Raw genomic sequence first — 18,928 nt, forward strand, 5'->3', positions numbered from 1 at the left:
TGAAAATACTAAGGAGTCATTCAATACGCCAGATATAAGCAGCCCAGATTGTATTATGTTTGATGGCTGATGGCTGAGTGAGATACTGGATAGATATGTTCTGGTCAAGTCCAACCGGACACTTTTCTAAAGGAGTTTTCAAATTCAATTGGCGATTGATCCAAATTAGCTGAATGTAGTCGCTCAACATTATAATATTTCATGTACCTAGCAACATCTTCTCGCATATGTGTTCGAGTGGGCTGCGGTACTTTAAACAACCAATCATGCTTTAAACTTCCAAAGAAGCGCTCCACAACAGCATTATCCCAGCAAGCTCCAACATCTCCCATACTAGCTCGACACTCTAATCGCGACAGTAGATTTCTAAAGCCTTTACTCGTGTACTGAGAGCCTCTGTCACTGTGAAACACCAAACCTTTTGGTGGTTTGCGTAAATTATGAGCCTTTGTCAGTGCTTGCTCGACCAAATCACGCGTCATGCGTTTTGATATATGCCAACCTACAATCCGGCGTGAATACAAATCCATGACAATGGCTAAGTACAACCAGCCCTCACCAGTCTTTAAATAGGACACATCACCCGCCCAAATTTGATTGGGTCCAACAGGATTGAAATTCATATTTAGCAAGTTGTCAGCCACAGCATCACTGTGTTTGCGCTTGGTTGTCACTTTATAAGCTATTCGCTGAGTCACAACTAATTTAAGCCGTTCCATTAACTTAATGGCGCGATACCGCGTTATTTCAAAGCCTTCTTTGCGTAGTGCTTTAGCAAGCTCTCTGCTGCCTAAACTGTTTCGACTTGCCTTGAATAATGCTTTGGCTCGTCGATACAGTCTTAGCATTTGAGCGCTAATGAGTTCACCAGGTTTTTTTAGCCATGCGTAGTATGCTGACGAACTCACTTCCATCACTTTACAAGCGACTGACACAGGATACTTAGCATCAAGCTCACTTATAAAAGAATATCTTACTTCATTTCTTTCGCGAAGAAGGCACTTGCCTTTTTTAGGATTTCACGCTCCATTTGTAGACGTTTACTATCTTTCCTGAGTTGAATTAACTCTGCTCGTTCATCGCCAGACAACACGTCACCTAGTGCCTGTTTCTTATGCTTAGCTACCCAGTTGTAAAGTAGTTTGTCTGTCACACCTAAAGATGCAGCAGCTTGTACGATTGGATAGTCTTGCTCTATTACCAGAGCGACCGCTTCTTGTTTAAATTCTGCGGGATAATGTTTATTTGTTCGTTTAGTCATATTCACCTCAATTAACAGGATTATAATCCTTTATTGAAGTGTCCGGTTAATTCAACCACAACAATAGGCTTAAATTTGCCAGCGTTCAATTGGAAGTGGTGTGCGGCAGACTTCTCTGGATGTCGCGCAATATTCAAAAAAGATAATAGCGATAATTAATCTGATAATCTTAGCTGTTATCTAACACTGATTGACTGATTTGAGTGTGAGTAAGTTCGCTTAAAAATCCATACTAATATATTTAAATATTTTTATTTTGATACATCCTTAAGCCCCTAACAACTACTCAATCCGTAACAACCAAAACTCCCCAGTCTGCAATGTCTGACCTTTTCGCTTTGAATACATGTATCCGCGAAGTTGAGAACTACCTAGCCTATTTATCAATAGCTGATTGGCGAAAGTAGGGTGCTTAGTTTCAATATGAATAACACTCCGGTGTTCACTAATATCCGTCACCATAAATGTGGTGCTATTGACAAAAACCTCACCATTTAAGTGCAGCGTGAAGTTTGATTGTTGATCAGGATACACTGCAAACGACAATAACTGCGGCTTGTTATCCATAACTAACCTGCCTACCCATAAACCAGTAATCTCATTGTCGCTATTGAGTTTAACTAAGGATTTTATTATTGGGTTTTTGTAGGTATTTAAAAAATGACTGACCGCCGACCCATTTTTCGCAGAATCAAGTTGGTAAGTGGTTTGCGCCAATGGTTGCTCATTATTGTCCGTCGGAATTTCTAAGACTTTGTATGATGAGTCCAAATATGGTGTGATAACTAACCTTATTGCGTTGTCATTTGTGGATGGAAATTGGATGAAACATTCTGTACTGGTGCAGTTAACATCATCATTAGTAAATGGATATGTTTTACCTTTTCTTAATGCTGAGGAGATCGCCACGCTATGGAACTTATGTTTACCGTCATTACCAATCTGTAACAATCTATAATGTAAGGTTGAACTTTCGATACCTTCCCATAAGCCAGATTCTAAAGATATGGGTTCAGGGGTTAATGCTTGCACTTGGCTGCACTGAGAAAAGAAGCTGATGCATAGTACTGCAATCATTAGATGGGTAGAGCAAGTAAACATTAATAAATTTTTCTTAAGTGATGCAGAAAATGAATTCTGATGTTATGACACGCTAATTACAAGTATCGATTGTCAAAGCTAATAGCTTTAATTCTGAGGCATGACAGACTGCAAGGACTAATGATATTCAAATAGTTAAGTCTAATTTTGAAAGTTAAGTTGTCGTCATTTCGGCCATTCGGTGTCGATTTAGCTAACAGCTGTTATAGGCACAACTCGTCTAAAATATTAACCACTCGACCAAAATCACTCATAACTCAAAGTTATACCTAACTCTTGAATGTAATCAATTTCACGCTCTATATCGGCACTAAAAACAGGCTTTTGTTGTAACCAGCCTTTCGGGAATTGAATACTTAAATCGTTTCCTTGTGCCTTAAGGAACATATTTGGCAAAATATCATCTTGACGTTTTATGTTGAGTAACACCCCTAAACGTAGCAGTGAGATAAGTTTATATGCTTGTTCTTGCGCCAAGATTGTGAATTCAGGGATTTCTACCACTTTAATTTTTTTACGGTAAAACCGAGTTAAAGTGGCCAGTAAATTTTGTTGCTCCTGTCCAAATCCGGGTAATTCGATATTTTGCAATATATAACCTGAGTGGCGCTGAATACCGCGGGTATTAATTTGTAAACCCACCTCATGTAACAAGGCAGACCAAGCCAACATGTTTTTTAACTCTTTATTGTCAATTCCCCATGCTTTTTTACACTGCTGATGCAGCGCCATGGTAGTGGTAAGCACGCGTTTCGCTTGTTCTACGTCAACGTCATAACGAGTGGCTAGACTCTCAGCGCTGCGCTGCCTGATGTCAGGATGGGTTAAATGAGCTTCCATTTCATATAACACACCTTCACGTAGCGCATCTTGAGAATATTCCATTTCCTGAACATCCAAACTTTTGAATGTAGCAATTAATATTGACAAACCTGCTGCAAATACGGAACGGCGATCATCAGTCAGACCTTGGATCTGTAAATCTTTGCTATTGCCAGCTGCGCAGCATAAATCCATTAATGTCAGTAAGTCAGTCAAACACACATGGTTTTCTCTATTGGTACTATCGAGTTGAGCCGCTAGCTCAATAATAATTTTAATGGTGCCTGAAGTACCTATACAAGTATTCCAGCCTATCTGTTTGTATTTTTTATCGATCATCTCCAATTCTTGTTGGGCACTTGTAATGGCCTGGTTAAAGGCTTTTTGTTTGAGTACACCTTGTTTAAAAAAACGATTGGTATAACTCACACAACCCATTTGTAGACTGCGTAATACTCTAGTATCAAACCCCTCACCAATAATAAATTCGGTTGAACCTCCACCAATATCGACTACCAAGCGTTGCCCCTCTTGATGATTGGTGTGGGCTACACCTTGATAAATAAGCCGTGCTTCTTCTGCTCCAGATATGATCTCAATAGGAAAAGGAAATACCTTTTTAGCGGCTCTTAAAAACTCTTTTGCATTACTCGCTTTTCTCAATGCATGGGTGGCAACTACTCTTACACATTGTGGTTCAAAACCTTGAAGGCTCTCTGCTATTACCTCTAATGTCTCTAAGCCACGCTGCATAGCCTCTTCAGATAAAGCTCCGTTTGAGCCTAACCCATCTCCTAGACGCACTTTTTGTTTAACCCTGTGAAGTATCTGAACTGAGCCTGCCACGATCCGTGCAACCACTAAGTGAAAACTATTCGATCCGATGTCTAATGCAGCGACTTTAACAGAGTTTCTTATCGCTACGTTGTCGAAGGTTGAATCAAGTACAGTGTTAGTGCGAGACATTTTTGCCCTTTTCTAGTGCTTTTAAATAACGATAAATTTCTGTTTGAGAGCGCAGGTTTTTACGATTGCCTCTGGTGACGTAATGGTTGGTTTGTTGTTTGTCTATTACACGGGCTTTAAGTGTGTCATTAAATTGTATATTCAATATATCCATTATTCTGTGTTTTAAATCTTCGTCATAGATGGGACAACCCACTTCAATCCTAAAGTCCATGTTACGGGTCATCCAATCGGCAGATGAAATTAACATTTTTGTGTCTCCTGCGTTTTCAAACACCATCACCCTTGGATGCTCTAAAAAGCGGTCAACAACGCTGATGACACTAATGTTTTCGCTTAAACCTTTTACCCCAGGTACCAATGAGCACATACCACGTATAATGGCTCTTATTTTTACTCCGGCTTGACTGGCTTTATATAAATCATCAATCAGTAATTTATCATCTAAATTATTGATTTTTAGTGTTATTTCAGCCTTCAGTCCTTCATTGGCGTTTTGTGTTTCTTGGCGTATTAAAGCTTGAATTTTAGTTCGTGCATTAAGAGGGGACACTTGTAAATGCTGAAATTTTTGTCTTCTATAAGGCTGTTGAATAAAGGTAAAAACAGCTTCGGCTTCAGTAGCGAGTGCTTGGTTACGGGTAAATAAACTGAAGTCAGTGTATATTTTAGCTGTTTTTTCGTTGAAATTACCCGTACCAAAATGGGCATATTTGATTAACTGACCTTTTTCTTCACGACTCACTACACATAATTTACTGTGAATTTTCAACGCGTGCATACCAAACACTACTTGAACACCAGCATCGGTCATCTTTTTGGACCATTGGATGTTTGCTTCTTCATCAAATCTAGCGCGAAGCTCAACTACCACCGTTACATTTTTGCCATTATCTACTGCATCAATTAATGAACTGATGACTCTTGACTGAATCGCCACTCGATAAATATTCAACCGAATGTGTTTTACACTGGGATCAAAAGCAGCTTGGCGAATAAACTCGGTAACATGTAAAAAACGGTGATAAGGGTAATGCAGGAGAATATCGTTAGCGGTAATAGCATCAAATACGGTGTCGTATTCAGAAAAATCTTTAGTGGTTAGAGCAGGTAGCTCTTGGTTTTCTAAATAATTACGGCCAACATTTGGAAATCCAATAAAATCTTTAAAGTTACGGTAAGGGCCACTGGAAATAAGGCTGTCGTAGGAAGAGATTTTCAAACGTTTTTTTAAATCTTTAAGCATTTCGTTAGGCATTCTGCTGTCGTGCACCACGCGAACAGGCTCTGCAATCAACCTCTGTTTCATGCTTTCTGACATTTTGTCTACATAACTTTCATCTATTTCATCGTTAAGAGAGTATTCAGAATCGCGGGTCATTTTAAAAGAGAACGCCTCAAGAGAGTCAAACTCAATAAACCCCTTAAAAATACTCTCTAAGTTCAATCGAATAATGTCATCCAATAAAATGATGTACTTCTTTTTACGGCTTTTTTCTGGTGGTATTACCACAAATCGAGACATGTTCTGGCTTGGCACTTCAATCGTGGCATAAGCAATGGCTTTATCGTCTTTGTGAATACCTACATAAAGGTATGTGGCAAAGTCATTTAATCTTGAGACCAACTTCACTTTTTTATTCAGTAAAACTGGGGCGATGTGCCGTAAAATTTTATTTTTGAAATAATGACTTAACCACTGGGTGTGGTAGTTGTTGAGATCTTCTTCGCCGAGTAAAAATATATTGTATCTGGCTAAACCTTTTACTACGTTAGAATGAATGCGGTCAAAATCCTTAGTCATGCCCAAGACTTTTTCCTGAATGTGTTCCATCAATAATTTTGTTTGTTCAGCCTCTTCAAGTTCACCCTCGTTTAAATGGATATATATTTTACGTTTAACATCAGCGACTCGCACGCGATAAAATTCATCCATGTTGTTTGAATAAATTCCAAGGAATCGTATACGTTCGATGATGGGGTTATTGACATCAGCTGCTTCTTGCAACACACGTTGATTAAAGGAAAGCCAGCTTAGTTCTTTAGGATAATAAATGTTTTGAGGAATAGGCATACATTGTTCTCAACATATTTAACGTTATCAATCGTCTATTATGATAATTTGATAACAACAGTTTTTAGTTTACTGAATTTCAATATCTACCATTAGATCATTTGCTACGCTTTCTAACCTGTCGCGTAACGTTTCTAAGTCAAAATCTGCTGCAACCGTAATGATGGCTTTAGCTTTAAACAAAGCCCCACCCCAATTGGGTGCACTTTCGAGGAATGAATCAAATTTGACGATGTTCAGGTTAAATTGACTTAATATTTGCGTTAACTCTTGCACAATACCGGTATTGTCGTTGCCCATAATATCGATTTGTACAGTTTGCTGTTCCCCTCTGGCCTCAGTCATTCCAGGTAACAAATGTATTTTTAGATCAGGATGTTCTGATAAAATTTCCATGAGTGCTTGATGTTTTTCTAGGGGCAAATCGACTTGAACAAATCCAGCAAAATGGCCCGCCATGTGCGAAAAGTTACTGCCTAACCAGTTACCTCCCATGTCATAAACAGTTTTGGCTAAATCACTGATCAATCCTGGTTTGTCGATTCCAACTAAAGTAAATATTATGGGTTTCATAAAAGTGTCACATTTCTGTAATAAAGTGAGAATACTGAAAGCCTTATGCTTTCTTAAATAGCCTAATACATTCTGAATTAGATGTAAGGTATTATTTAAAAAAATAATGAAATACAGGTTATGTTGGGTGCTTTGAAAATATCAAGTTTTCTTTGTAATTATAATCCACATTCGATTATTAATATTTGTGCGATTATACAGTCGACGTTTAGATTTTGGGTGTTGACTTCCCCAAATTAACGCCGTTAATTTTGTTTTAAATTGAAGAGAAAAGTTATGCCGATAAATACTTTTTTGGGTGTGTTTGCAAAATCACCGCTCAAACCCCTCGAAGATCATATCAACCTTGTACATAAATGCAGCCAAGGCTTATTGCCTTTCTTTAAAGCTGTGTATGCCCAAGATTGGAAAACTGCGCAACAACATCAGAAAGCCATTTCGATGCTAGAAAAAGAAGCAGATGAGATAAAACGTGAACTGCGAATTAATTTGCCAATGGGTATTTTCATGCCAATTCAACGTCAAGACGTATTGGATTTATTGACTCAACAAGACAAAATTGCAAATAAGGCAAAAGATATATCAGGGCGTATATTAGGGCGTCAATTGGCCATCCCCGCAGAGCTTCATGAGTCATTTTTGGAATATTTAAAGCGTTGTTTAGATGCAACTGACCAAGCTAAAAAAGTGATTAACGAACTTGACGACCTCTTAGAAACAGGTTTTAGAGGTCGTGAACTGCGAGTGGTCGAAAACATGATCGAACGCTTAGATGAAATTGAAGACGATACGGATAGATTACAAATTAGTTTACGAAGAGGATTGCTAGCACTTGAAAAAGAGCTCAATCCAGTAGATGTTATGTTTTTATATAGCATTATTGATTGGGTCGGTGAGTTGGCCGACATTTCTGAACGAGTCGGTTCTCGCCTCGAATTGATGTTAGCTAACTAAGAGATTTATCATGGATATTATTAACAGTTACGGTTTTATTTTAATTGTTGTGGCCGCTGCGGTTGGATTTTTAATGGCATGGGGTATTGGTGCAAATGACGTAGCCAATGCGATGGGGACATCGGTTGGCTCAAAAGCACTCACAATCAAACAAGCTATTTTTATTGCGATGATATTTGAGTTTGCTGGCGCCTATTTGGCTGGTGGTGAAGTCACCTCAACGATCCGTAAAGGTATTATTGATTCGGCATTCTTCATTAACACGCCGGAATTATTAGTTTTCGGAATGATATCGGCTCTATTAGCTGCAGGTATATGGTTAGCTTTTGCTTCTTATCTTGGATGGCCGGTATCAACTACACACTCAATTATTGGTGCTATAGTAGGCTTTGCTGCAGTAGGTGTCAGCTCAGATGCTGTAGAATGGGCTAAAGTAGGTGGTATTGTCGGTAGTTGGGTTATCACACCTGCAATATCTGGGTTTATTGCCTATCTGATATTCCAATCTGCGCAAAAACTCATTTTTGATACTGATAATCCCTTCGAAAGTGCAAAACGTTATGTGCCTTTTTACATGGCTTTAGCGGGATTTGTGATGGCTTTGGTGACCATAAAGAAAGGGTTGAAACATGTTGGTTTAGAGATCCCAGCCGATCAAGGGTATTTTATCGCTATTGGGATAGCGTTGCTCGTTGGTATCCTAGGAAGGCTGTATATTCGACGTATTAAAATCGATCCGAAGACTAAAAAAGAAGCGCAATTTGCTAATGTTGAAAAAGTGTTTGCGGTGCTCATGATAGTAACGGCATGTTGTATGGCTTTTGCCCATGGATCAAATGATGTGGCCAACGCCATAGGTCCATTGGCCGCAGTAGTGAGTATTGTTCAAAGCGGTGGTGAAATTGGCGCAAAATCTGCGTTAGCATGGTGGATTTTACCTCTTGGCGGCATCGGTATCGTGGCGGGTTTGGCATTGTTTGGCCATCGAGTGATTAAAACCATAGGTAATGGCATTACTCATCTTACACCCAGCCGTGGCTTTGCGGCTGAACTAGCCGCTGCTACTACAGTCGTCATAGCTTCTGGTTCTGGATTACCTATCTCTACTACGCAAACTTTAGTTGGGGCTGTGCTAGGTGTCGGTATGGCTAGAGGTATCGCTGCAATTAACTTAAGTGTAGTCAGAAATATTGTGGTTTCTTGGGTGATAACACTTCCGGCAGGTGCGGGTTTGTCTATAGTATTCTTCTTTATGATTAAAGGTATTTTTGCTTCATAGGGCAATAACTCTTGAGACTACTATCGTGTTCTGATCCAGATTGATAGATGTTAAGCCAGCTCTTGTAGCTGGCTTTTTTTATGCTCAACATTTAATTTTTATAATCAATTTCAATGAGTTAATCAATACCCGTTTGCAAACTGTGTATTGCTAAAATATCGTCACCCTGTTTTTTATAGAAATGCCGTGAAGGTTTTGTGTCCAATTAAATGCTTATATTCATCTTGTCATAAATCATTCATTAAAGTTTCATACAAAAAATATAAAAGTGTCACATTGTCATAAAAATGCAATAAAACTGTCATAAGGTATGCACCCAATAAAATGGTCATTAACTACAATGTTTAATTTTGGAAAAACTATGATAATGCGTAATTCTTTTATTTTATGTGCACTCTTCTTTATACCTAACTTTCTGTTTGCGGGAGTTGTGTCAACAGATGGAAATGATTTAACTGTTAATCTCAATGGCCCTATCAAGATTAAAACATCTGATGGAGATTACTCTGTTAAATTGGGTGGTCGTTTAATGTGGGATTACAATTATGCCGAACTTAACGGTGTTGCTGATGAAGATGATTTTAGCCTTCGTCGAGCACGCTTATACTTGTCAGGAAACGTAAAGGATTGGTCGTATAAAGTTCAATTTAACATCGGTAATAACAATGGCGGAACTCCAGAAGATCTTTATATTAGATACAACGGTTGGGGTAAAAAAGCAGTTTTGACAGTAGGTAAACAAAAAGAACCATTTGGTTTGGAATCTCTAGGATCTTCAAAAGATATTAGCTACCTTGAACGTTCTGCTATTACCGAGGCGTATGCTCCTGGCAGAAGCGCGGGTATTCAATTCAGTGGGCAACAAGGTGATGTCACCTACGCTGTTGGCATATTCGAAGATGATAGTGCTGGTGATAGAGCCGCCGTGACCGGTCGAGTGACATACAGTCCAATAAAATCCTCTGACGAAGTTCTCCATTTAGGTTTAGCTTATAGTAATCGTGCTGCTGATGTGAATATGTCTGGTGTTGAATTAGCCTATTCGAAAGGGTCTTACCATCTTCAAACTGAATATGTCACTTCGGACAAGCTAGGTGTCAGTTCAGATGGTTTGTATGTGCAAGCTGGGTGGATAATTACAGGGGAAACACGTCCATATAAAAGCGGTGTGTTTAAACGTGTTAAGCCCGGAAGTTCGTCAGGAGCATGGGAAGTGGTTGTACGATATGAAGATGGAGATGGCGCTTATTCAGACGAAGAACTGGGTAATACTGATGCGACATCTTTTGGCATAGGCCTTAATTATTACATCAACAATATTATTCGTGTTGGTGCAACCTATACCGATGCTAAAGACAATCTAAGTTATGATACAGGGAGTGAATTTCGTGCCCGTTTACAAATCGCGTTATAAATTGCTTTGATACAAAATAAGTATTATTTCTCCCTATTTAACAATGGCAGGTGTTCTGCCATTCACTCAATTTCTTAGTTTATACCGTAACTCAATCAATGGGCTTTAGGATAATGGCCCATTAATTTTCCATATTCCATCTTCGCTCAAAATACGTTTTTAAAGCTGAAAGCTTTTTTTTAAAATATTTATATTAAACTTTTGTGACATCTATCTGATGTAACAAAAATGTCATGCTGCTTGGTTATTCTTTTCGCGTTTTCTAATTCTTATAAAATAACTCGCATTTGGAGCACACAATGGAAATTATGAATTTTTTTAAGGCTAGTGCAATTGCAGCCGCGTTAGTTTTGGCCGGTTGTGGCGGAGATATCAATATTAGCGAAGGCGCTATTGATAACAGCGTGACAGACAATAGTGTGACCAACAATACGAGTGGCGACGATGGCACTGATGGAACGCCTGTTGTAAGCGATGACCGTCCAGGTGAAGCCAGTTCTTTTTTATCTTCACAGGTTTCTTCTGCTCTTGGTAAAACAGTCGAAGTGCGCTCAATAACAGGCAGGCTTGTTGCAGCTGATGCAGACGCGAGTGGCAATATCACATTATCGAATGACACCGTCTGGGCGCTTGAAGGCGCAGTATTTGTTGGTAATGATAATGCCGACTCAATTAATTTAGTGATTGAGCCAGGTACCATCATTTTTGGACGCAGTGGTAGTGATTATCTAGTGGTTAGCCGAGGTTCTGATATCGAAGCAATAGGGACAGCAGCTGAGCCAATTATCATGACCTCTTACAACGATGTGTTAGGTGATGAAGTGCGTGCTGGTCAATGGGGTGGTGTGATTATCTTGGGTAACGCACCTTCTACCAAATGTCCACAAGATGGAACTGACTGTGCGTTGCAAGTTGAAGGTGTTCAAAGTGGTGCTGTATTTGGTGGAAGTGACAGCACAGACGATTCAGGCACGCTTAACTATGTTGTCATTAAATATGCTGGATTTGAAATTGCACCAGACAATGAACTTAATGGCATCACGTTTGGTGGTGTAGGTTCAGGTACTACGGTGGATTATGTGCAAGTACATGCCAATGCCGATGATGGTGTTGAATTTTTTGGTGGCTCCGTCAGTGCTAAACACTTAGTCCTCACCGCTATTCAAGACGATTCTGTAGATTGGGATAATGGCTATAACGGTAAGTTACAGTATGTATATATTGAACATGCTGCAGATGGCTCTGATGCTAACCGTGGTATTGAAGGAGATGGCGATGGCGGTGATGGTTTAGACTTTTCGCTGCCGAAGCTTGCCAACATTACTATTGTAGGTAACGATTTTAATACAGACGAGACGGACTCAGAAGGGGTGTTACTGCGCGACCAAACGGGTGCTTATATTACCAATATGTTGATCACGGGTACTTCTGGTATGGGTGAGTGTTTAGAAATGGATACCGATGAGACTGTTCAAGGTAACCTTACTGATTCAGACATCACTATATCGAATTCAGTTATTGCCTGTGCTGAAGCTTTTAAAACGCCCGAAGGAACGGTTGACCTTGAATCTTGGTTTACCACAAGTCAGTCAGGTAACCAACTTGTAGCTTATGCGGACCGCTCAAATATTGGTTTAAATATAGACGGCACTTTAACATCTCAAAGCACGCTACTGAATGCTGGTGGTGATCCTGCTGTGGTTGATGGTTTCTTTGATACCAATAATTTTGTAGGGGCTGTTGGCACGTCTGCTGATGACTGGCGTCAAGGTTGGGCATTTGGTTTTGGTGGTGGTGAAGTGGGGGTTGTAACGTCTGTTTCTGGTTGCCCTGCAGGTACTACTACTATAGCGATGATCGATGGCGTAACCAATACCTGCCAAGTTTCAGGTCGTATTACATCAAACCTTACCCTTACACAAGGCAATCACTATGCACTTTCTGGTGCGGTGTTTGTTGGTGACGACAACGCTGACAGTGCTACCTTGAATGTTGAGCCTGGTGTGGTTGTGTACGGTAGTTCTGGTAATGATTATTTAGTGGTCAGCCGCGGCTCAAAAATAGAAGCCAATGGTACGGCATCAGCACCTATTACCTTCACTTCTAAGCATCATGTGTCTGGCGGTGTGATTGATGGTCTGGTTAACGGTGAAGCCGGTCAATGGGGTGGTTTAGTTATATTAGGCAATGGTAACTCCACTAAATGTCCACAAGATGGTTCCCAGTGCTCTTTACAAGTTGAAGGTGTTCAAGAAGGTGCTGTCTTTGGTGGCACAGACGATACCGACAACTCTGGCACGTTACGTTATGTTCGCGTCATGCACGGTGGTTTCGAAATTGCACCTGATAACGAATTAAATGGTATTACATTTGGTGCTGTAGGATCTGGTACAACACTCGAATATTTGCAAGTGCATAAAAACGCTGACGATGGTGTGGAGTTCTTCGGTGGTGCTGTTAACGCTAAATATCTTGTTCTAACGGGTATTCAAGATGATTCTGTTGATTGGGATAACGGCTTTAAAGGTAATATGCAGTTTATCTTGGTTAAACACGCTGATGATAATTCAGATGCAAACCGAGGTATTGAAGGGGATGGTGACGGCGGTGACGGTGCGGCTTTCTCAAACCCTACTGTGGCTAATATGACTATTATTGGTAATACCTTTGATACCGCAGAATCTGACTCTGAAGGTGTGCTATTAAGAGACCAGACTAATGCTCAACTGTATAACTTTGTCGTAACCGGACCTGCCGGAATGGGCGAGTGTTTCGAAGCTGATTTGTCTGATGGCGATACCACCCTAGAAGCAAATATGGATGGCGCAAACGACCCGCAACTGGTCTTTGCTAGCTCTGTATTAGCTTGTGGTGAAAACATCAAAAACTCAGGTGGTTTTGACCAAGAAACTTGGTTCACAGCTCAATCAGGTACTTCTACTGCAGCTACTCAAAGCGCGGTACTCAGAGGGTTTTACACCATTGATACCACCGCACCTACTGATGTCACAACTTTAGGTACGTTCTTCTCTAGTGTTGATTTTATTGGTGCGGTTAAAGATGCTGATAATGACTGGACGGCGAACTGGACGGTTGGTCTTTAATAAGAATGTAGAGTGATTAATAGAAATCGCTAAGTTCAAAATAAGAAAACAGGTGCGTTACTCAAGGTAGCGCACTTGCGTTTCAAATGTTTATTTTTTAATGAATTGTTATCAATGTTCAGTTACATGGCTGCAAAAGTAGTTAGCAGCTAATGAGGTTAAAATGAATAAGCCTGAAAATAGGTTCCGAGTCACACCACTTACTCTTGCCGTGCTTGCTTCGTTAACAATGTCGCAAGTCGTGATAGGACAAGAAAGCCAAAAAAACCAAGAAAGTCAAAATGAAAACGATGTGCTTGATGAAGTTGTGACAACAGGAACACGCTTAAAAGGTACGGCTACGGCTGTTATAGAGGAACGAAAAAATCAGGCATTTGTTGCCGATATATTAGGTGCCGAACAAATATCCAGAACAGGTGACAGTGATGCGGCATCAGCACTACGCCGTGTCACCGGTTTGACTTTGGTTGATGGTAAGTTTATTTACGTACGAGGCTTAGGTGAGAGATACTCTAGCACTCAGTTAAATGGTGCGGCAGTACCTAGTCCTGATCCTACCCGTAATGTTATTCCATTAGATTTGTTCCCTTCAGACATTATCGAAAGTTTATCTGTTCAAAAAGCGTTTTCACCCTCTATGCCTGCATCCTTTGGTGGTGGTAATGTGGATATACGTCTGAAAACTATTCCAGATAACTTTTTGTTTAATATGTCAGGTAATCTAGGTTATAACAGCGAAAACACTGCAGATGCACTCTCTTATAATGGCGGCGGCCAAGATTGGTTAGGTCGGGATGATGGCACAAGAGCAGTACCTAACGCGATACAGACTCGTTGGGATAACAAACAATTTTTAGATAATTTAGACCAAGACGTGGCTTTATCTTTATTAAGCGATGTGAATCGAGACTATGATCCTTTCTTGAAAAGTGTGGGCCCAGATGTTGGTTTTGGTTTTTCTCTGGGTAATAGTGTCGATGTTAACACTAACTGGCGCATCGGATTTTTATGGACAACCAGCTACGATAATGAAACCACGGTGTCTGAAGAATATGAGTTAGAGCAGGCAGACCGTGTTGGAGATTCGATAAACATCGTGCGTTTCTTTGATGATATTTCCGTCACTGAAACGACTGTGAAATGGTCAAACATGCTTAATTTAGGTGTTGATTTTAATCGAAATCATCGTATCGATTATAGTTTGATTTTACTCAGCGATACTAGCGATGAGATCAGTGAACGTTTTGGTAATACAGAAAACTTGAACCTTGCAGAAGGCTTGCGTATCCGCGACATTGATGTGGAATATGAAGAACGAAAAATGTATACCAACCAAATACGCGGTATGCATACTTTCCCGTCACTTAACTTTGCAGGACTGGATTGGAAGTATTCATTAGGCCGCTCTCTTCGAGACGCCCCTGGAAATGTAGAAGCACGTTTTGTGTTAGCGGATGCGAATGAAGATGGGTCTTTCGATACACAAAATGAAAGTTCATTGAATAACTCGACCACTGCTGCTCGCTATACGTTTCAAAATCTACATGACCGCTTAGAAAACTATGGATATAACGTTACCTATCCAATTTCTATTAAAGATTGGGAAATAGAAATTAAAGTGGGCGGTGACTTTCTCACTAAAACACGTTCATCACAAAGCCGTACATTTGATATTAATACCCGAGCATTTTCAGACAGTACGGATTTAGTGGGTAGTTCATTCTTTTCTATATTGAGTGATGAGGTATTGGCAGACCCAAGTCGTTTCAATACCACCGCTATTCTTCGTGATACCACTATTGCCGGTGATGACTATGTCGCAGCGCAAAAGGTCGATGCCTATTATCTGGAAGCGGATTTGTTTTACAAAGGAAAATGGCGTGTTAGCGGCGGTGCTAGATTTGAAGACTTTCGGCAAGTAGTGGCACCTTTTGATCCAAGAACCAATCAAATCGATTTACCAGATGATGCTGATCGAAGCCAACTAGCATTTCAGGAAGATGACTTTTATCCCGCGCTCGCTTTTACCTACATTAAAGATGACTCAATGCAGTTTAGAGCCAGTGTAGGCCAAACCGTTGTTCGACCTGATTTGCGTGAAGTGTCGTCATCAACCTTTATTGACCCTCTTACCGGTTTTCCTACTTCTGGTACACCAGGCATCGATACTACATCCATATTAAATTACGATTTAAGATGGGAATGGTACCGCGAAGCGGGTAATAACATTTCTATAGGTTTGTTTTATAAAGACATGGACGCGCCAATAGAATCGGTGCAATCACCCGCACAAGACGGTCCACCCCTCATCAAAATTGCGAATGCAGAAACGGGTGAGTTATACGGTATAGAATTTGAATTTCTGCAAGGCCTAGAATCCTTTGGTGATGGCCTTTGGGAGAATATATTTCTATCCGGTAACTTGACTATCAGTGATTCAGAAATAACTTTAGATCGTCAAAATATTGTGGATCAAACGGGCTTATCTGCAGCGGTGACAAACCTTACTCGTCGCTTAACTGGCCATTCTCAATATGTGGCCAATATGCAAGGGGGTTATGATTCAGACAACGGGGAGCATTCCTTATCTGTTGTCTACAACGTATTTGGTGAGCGAATTCTCATTCCGGGTATAGATGGATTTGATGATAGTTATGAACAACCTTTCCACTCTTTGGACACGGTTTATAAATATTATCCGAATTTTAATACGACTGTGACCTTTAAGGTGCAAAACCTTTTAGGCGAAAACAAAAAGTTAGCATTTGAAGAGGTACTGTTGCGTTCACAAACCCGTGGAACAAAAGTGAGTTTATCTTTGAAATACGACTTTTAGGTTATTCATTTTTATATTATGGGGTCACTCCATGTGGCCCTATTATTTATATTTAATGACCATACCATATTATTAATTTGTAAAAATTGTGGATAATTACTATCGGTATTAGGTTAGACACTTTTTTCTAAATACATCCTCAGCCCAACTAAAATGCGACATTCACTGCTCTTTATAAAAGACTAAACAAAAGACTCATTTTGTCACTATTGTCGCTGTCATTTTAGCGTCATTTATCTGTAATATTTCTGTCACATACACACCTTATCCTCTGCGCAGTTCTTAAGTAACAGTAATTTTCTGTTATCCAATATTTAGGGTTTGAGGTATGACACGACTGACCAAGTTATCTGCAGCATTTTTAGCCATATTCATAACGGCTGGAAGTAGCGTTGCTCAAGAGGAAAAAGCGCTTGAGCCTGCGGTTCAAAAAGCAACTGAGATCAATGAATCGGCAGCGAAATCTCAACAAAAAATCAACAGCATCACAGATCAAATTGATAACAAATTACAGCAATTTAAAGCTATTAATAAAGAAACGACTGGTTTGGATGTATATAACGGTCAGTTGCAAAAACAAATTGATAATCAAATGCAGGAAATGGCTGACTTAAATGCATCCATTGATGGTGTCAGCATTATCGAACGTCAAATTACCCCGCTTATGATGCGCATGATCACTGGACTTGAACAGTTTGTAGAATTAGACGTGCCTTTTCTTGCTCAGGAAAGAAACAACCGTGTTGTTGAGTTACAAGCCATGATGGACAGAGCCGATATTGCGCCATCAGAAAAGTTTCGCCGCGTGATGGAAGCTTACCAAGTTGAAATGGATTACGGCCGCACACTCGAAGCTTATAGTGGTTTGCATACTATTGACGGGCAAGAGCGCGATGTGGATTTTTTACGTGTGGGTCGTACTGCACTTATTTATCAAACTCGTGACGCTAGTTTACAAGGTACATGGAACAAACAAACACGTCAGTGGCAAGCCTTGTCTTCAAGTTACCGTACACAAGTGACTAAGGGGTTGCGTATGGCGAAGAAACAACTCGCACCAGACCTTCTAATGTTACCTATAGCCATGACGGATTAAGGGCCTGACAAACATGAACAACATGAAAAGCATCCTAAAAAAATTATTATTAATAATCAGTATTGGCTTCACTTCGAATTTGGTGCTGGCTCAAGAAGATAAAGCGCTTAATTTAGACACCTTGTTAAAACAGCTTGAACAAGGTCAGTTTCAGCAAAACAAACAAAATGCTCAACGTGAGCAAGAGTTTGCTGCAAAGCGTTCTGAGCAAGACCAAATGTTACGTCAAGCCAAACAAACTCGTGATGCAGCGTTAACTACCTCTGAAAGAATGGAAACCCAGTTTGAAGAAAACGAATTTAAACTCGCCGACTTAAATGAAGCCATGAACAAACGTTTAGGTTCATTAAAAGAGTTATTTGGGGTATTGCAGCAAGTATCAGGTGATACCAAAAGCAAATTTCAAAACTCGATTGTTTCTGCACAAATTCCAGGTCGTGCGGAGTTTTTAGATAACTTAGCCCAATCAATGGGAGCCTCCTCAAAACTAGCTTCTATCGAAGAAATTGAGCGTGTCTGGTTCGAAATGCAGCGTGAAATGACTGAGTCAGGCAAAGTCACCACATTCACGACCGATGTTATTGAAGCGGGTGGCAATAAAGTCAGTAAAGAAGTGTTACGTGTTGGGCCCTTTGCTTTGACTGCAGATGGTAAATATTTAGATTACAACGGCACTACTGGTTCGGTTGCTGAACTTGTTCGTCAGCCCGCTGGTCGTTATGGCGACAGTGCTGAACAATTACAACAATCATCAGGCGATTTGATTGAGTTTGGTTTAGACCCAACTGGTGGTTCAATTCTTAAATTATTAGTACAAGCCCCAAGCCTAAAAGAGCGTGTAGAGCAAGGCGGAACGGTAGGTTATATCATCTTAGCCGTGGGCTTGGTTGGTTTGTTGATTGCGGTCTGGCGCTTTATTGCCTTGTTTATTGAAGGCGCAAAGGTTAACTGTCAACTCAAGTCAACAACCTTTAAAGACAACAACTGTCTCGGGCGTGTTATGAAATCTAAAGATGATTACCCAGAAGCGGATACCGAAGCACTAGAACTGCACCTTACAGAATCTATTTTAGGCGAAGTGCCTAAGTTAGGTCGGTCTCTGAGTATTATTAAAGTGATTTCAGTTGTTGCACCTTTGATGGGGCTACTTGGTACTGTTTCGGGCATGATCAACACTTTTCAAGCAATCACTTTGTTTGGTACTGGTGACCCTAAATTGATGGCCGGTGGTATCTCAACCGCATTGGTAACAACCGTATTAGGGTTGGTGGTCGCTATTCCTATGACACTGTTATACGCCATTTTAAATACTCGCAGTAAAAGCATCGTTTATATATTGCAAGAGCAAGCTGCAGGTGTGATTGCTGAGCGTGCTGAAGCACATAGCGCCGTTTCAAAAAGCGCTGCAGCCAATAGTGTCGCAGCCAACAAAAACGAAAAAGCTTAAT

Annotated in this window: 12 protein-coding genes; 7 read left to right on the plus strand and 5 right to left on the minus strand. The window is 40.2% G+C overall.

Going from position 1 to position 18,928, the window contains the following annotated elements; all coding sequences use genetic code 11:
* Positions 1-104 precede the first annotated feature (104 nt).
* The 5 genes from Q0Y52_RS09970 to Q0Y52_RS09990 form a co-directional block, all read right to left on the minus strand.
* Positions 105-1,261 (minus strand): IS3 family transposase gene (locus Q0Y52_RS09970; protein ID WP_297817961.1). Its coding sequence is split into 2 segments (ribosomal slippage): positions 105-1,015 and positions 1,015-1,261, totalling 1,158 coding nucleotides; the frame shifts between segments, so codons are not numbered across the junction.
* A 282-nt stretch (positions 1,262-1,543) separates the two neighbouring features.
* Positions 1,544-2,293: a hypothetical protein gene (locus Q0Y52_RS09975; protein ID WP_297821110.1), complete on the minus strand. Its 750-nt coding sequence runs from the start codon at positions 2,291-2,293 to the stop codon at positions 1,544-1,546.
* A gap of 315 nt (positions 2,294-2,608) precedes the next feature.
* Positions 2,609-4,150, minus strand: coding sequence for an exopolyphosphatase (gene ppx / locus Q0Y52_RS09980; RefSeq protein WP_297821112.1), 1,542 nt, complete (start codon positions 4,148-4,150; stop codon positions 2,609-2,611).
* The gene (ppk1, locus tag Q0Y52_RS09985) at positions 4,137-6,224 is read right to left on the minus strand and encodes a polyphosphate kinase 1 (RefSeq protein WP_297821114.1); all 2,088 of its coding nucleotides are present in this window, start codon (positions 6,222-6,224) and stop codon (positions 4,137-4,139) included. Before ppk1 ends, ppx begins: the two co-directional genes overlap by 14 nt.
* Positions 6,225-6,293: 69 nt before the next feature.
* Positions 6,294-6,797, minus strand: a complete 504-nt coding sequence (locus tag Q0Y52_RS09990) for an ACT domain-containing protein (protein WP_297821116.1) — start codon at positions 6,795-6,797, stop codon at positions 6,294-6,296.
* A 276-nt stretch (positions 6,798-7,073) separates the two neighbouring features.
* Between Q0Y52_RS09990 and Q0Y52_RS09995 the strand changes: the two genes are divergently transcribed.
* The 7 genes from Q0Y52_RS09995 (at position 7,074) to Q0Y52_RS10025 (ending at position 18,927) form a co-directional block, all read left to right on the plus strand.
* Complete coding sequence (locus Q0Y52_RS09995) at positions 7,074-7,751, plus strand: TIGR00153 family protein (protein ID WP_297821118.1); 678 nt, start codon at positions 7,074-7,076, stop codon at positions 7,749-7,751.
* A 10-nt stretch (positions 7,752-7,761) separates the two neighbouring features.
* The gene (locus Q0Y52_RS10000) at positions 7,762-9,030 is read left to right on the plus strand and encodes an inorganic phosphate transporter (RefSeq protein WP_297821120.1); all 1,269 of its coding nucleotides are present in this window, start codon (positions 7,762-7,764) and stop codon (positions 9,028-9,030) included.
* A 367-nt stretch (positions 9,031-9,397) separates the two neighbouring features.
* Complete coding sequence (locus Q0Y52_RS10005) at positions 9,398-10,444, plus strand: porin (RefSeq protein WP_297821122.1); 1,047 nt, start codon at positions 9,398-9,400, stop codon at positions 10,442-10,444.
* A gap of 299 nt (positions 10,445-10,743) precedes the next feature.
* Positions 10,744-13,548: a hypothetical protein gene (locus Q0Y52_RS10010; RefSeq protein WP_297821124.1), complete on the plus strand. Its 2,805-nt coding sequence runs from the start codon at positions 10,744-10,746 to the stop codon at positions 13,546-13,548.
* Between the two features lie 163 nt (positions 13,549-13,711).
* A complete protein-coding gene (locus Q0Y52_RS10015) occupies positions 13,712-16,384 on the plus strand; it encodes a TonB-dependent receptor (protein ID WP_297821126.1) in 2,673 nt (890 codons plus the stop codon).
* Between the two features lie 328 nt (positions 16,385-16,712).
* Positions 16,713-17,480 carry a DUF3450 domain-containing protein gene (locus Q0Y52_RS10020; protein WP_297821128.1) on the plus strand — a complete coding sequence of 256 codons (768 nt, stop codon included), beginning with the start codon at positions 16,713-16,715 and terminating at the stop codon, positions 17,478-17,480.
* A gap of 22 nt (positions 17,481-17,502) precedes the next feature.
* Positions 17,503-18,927 (plus strand): MotA/TolQ/ExbB proton channel family protein, encoded by a 1,425-nt coding sequence (locus Q0Y52_RS10025; protein ID WP_297821511.1) that lies wholly within the window; start codon positions 17,503-17,505, stop codon positions 18,925-18,927.
* Position 18,928: the final 1 nt, after the last annotated feature.

Origin of the sequence: uncultured Paraglaciecola sp. (assembly GCF_943787955.1) — a bacterium.
In the GTDB taxonomy this organism is placed as follows: domain Bacteria; phylum Pseudomonadota; class Gammaproteobacteria; order Enterobacterales; family Alteromonadaceae; genus Paraglaciecola.